This is a genomic window from Streptomyces silaceus (genome assembly GCF_001419745.1).
GTDB classification, from domain to species: Bacteria; Actinomycetota; Actinomycetes; order Streptomycetales; family Streptomycetaceae; genus Streptomyces; species Streptomyces silaceus.
Map to the genome: position 1 here is coordinate 1 of NZ_LIRJ01000565.1, position 1,343 is coordinate 1,343.

Genomic DNA, 1,343 nt, shown 5'->3' on the forward strand with positions numbered 1-1,343 from the left:
GTGGGGGAGGTGTGCGGGGCGCTGCGGGAGGTGTGGGGGTCCCATGTGCCGCCGGACGCGTACTGAGGCGTCATCCGGAGTGTGGCCGTCCGCCCTGCGGACACCGATGTCCTGATGTCGTACGCCCGTGCGACACTCCGCCCATGCTGGGTGTCATCGATCTTCCGACCTATCTCGCGGGCCTCGTCCTCATCGTGCTGCTGCCGGGGCCGAACTCCCTGTACGTCCTCTCCGTGGCCGCGCGGCGCGGTGTGCGGTCCGGGTACGCGGCCGCCGCCGGCGTGTGGTGCGGCGACACCGTCCTGATGACGCTGTCGGCGGCCGGTGTGGCCTCGCTGCTCCAGGCCAACCCGCTGCTCTTCGGGATCGTGAAGTACGCGGGCGCCGGGTATCTGACCTGGCTCGCGGTCGGGATGCTCAGGGCCGCGTGGGGCATGTGGCGCGCGCGCCGCGAGCAGGCCGTCGCGGACGGGGCCCGGCGGGACGACGAGACGGCGGGCGCGGGGGAGCGGCCGCTGCGCAAGGCCTTCGTGATCAGCCTCCTCAATCCGAAGGCGATCCTGTTCTTCATCGCCTTCTTCGTGCAGTTCGTCGATCCCGGTTACGCCTATCCCGCGCTGTCCTTCGTGGTGCTCGGGGCGCTGGCCCAGCTGGCCAGCTTCCTCTACCTCACGGCCCTGATATTCGGCGGCACGAAGCTGTCGGCCGCCTTCCGCCGCCGCCGGCGGCTCTCGGCCGGGGCCACCTCGGCGGCGGGCGCGCTGTTCCTCGGGTTCGCGGTGAAGCTGTCGCTCAGCAGCGTGTGACGCAGGCGTCCGCGTGCGGCGCACCGCGGGGGGCGTCAGTGGTGCCAGGCCGAGCCGCCCACGTTGTGGATCATCCGCTGAAGGACCTTCAGGGCGGCGACGTACTCCTCGTCGTCGATGCCCTCGTGGATCTCCGCGCGCAGCCGCTGCTGGCGCTCGGCCACGTGGGCCTGGAGCGCGCGGCCCTCGTCGGTGAGGGCGATGCGGCCCGCGGCGTCCTCGGTGATCAGCGCACGGTCGTGCAGGGCGCTGATGTCGTGCAGCAGGGCACCCTCGCCGGTTTCGAGGTAGCCCTTCAGCATCGCGACGACCTCGTCCCGGGGGCGGCCCTCGGGGGCCGGGACGAGTTGGCTGAGCAGCCACCACTGGGGCTGGGTCAGGCCCAGCTCGGCGAGGGTGGTGCGGATGTGGTGGACCACGGCCGTCCCCGCGGCCGAACTCCAGTAGCCGACGGGCTGGTTGATCAGGTCGGAGTCGCTGTGTGAGTACGTGAAGGTCGTCATGCGTGCGAAGGTAGGACCTCAAGTCGACTTGAGG

At 71.3% G+C, this 1,343-nt stretch carries 2 protein-coding genes; one reads left to right on the forward strand and one right to left on the reverse strand.

Translation table 11 applies throughout. The features are described from left to right. The first annotated feature begins 143 nt into the window (after positions 1-143). Positions 144-806 (forward strand): leucine efflux protein LeuE, encoded by a 663-nt coding sequence (gene leuE / locus AOK22_RS36685; RefSeq protein WP_055702995.1) that lies wholly within the window; start codon positions 144-146, stop codon positions 804-806. A gap of 35 nt (positions 807-841) precedes the next feature. On the opposite strand, the gene AOK22_RS36690 is transcribed toward leuE, so the two are convergent. Beyond that, a complete protein-coding gene (locus tag AOK22_RS36690) occupies positions 842-1,309 on the reverse strand; it encodes a MarR family winged helix-turn-helix transcriptional regulator (protein ID WP_055702996.1) in 468 nt (155 codons plus the stop codon). Between the last annotated feature and the right edge of the window lie 34 nt (positions 1,310-1,343).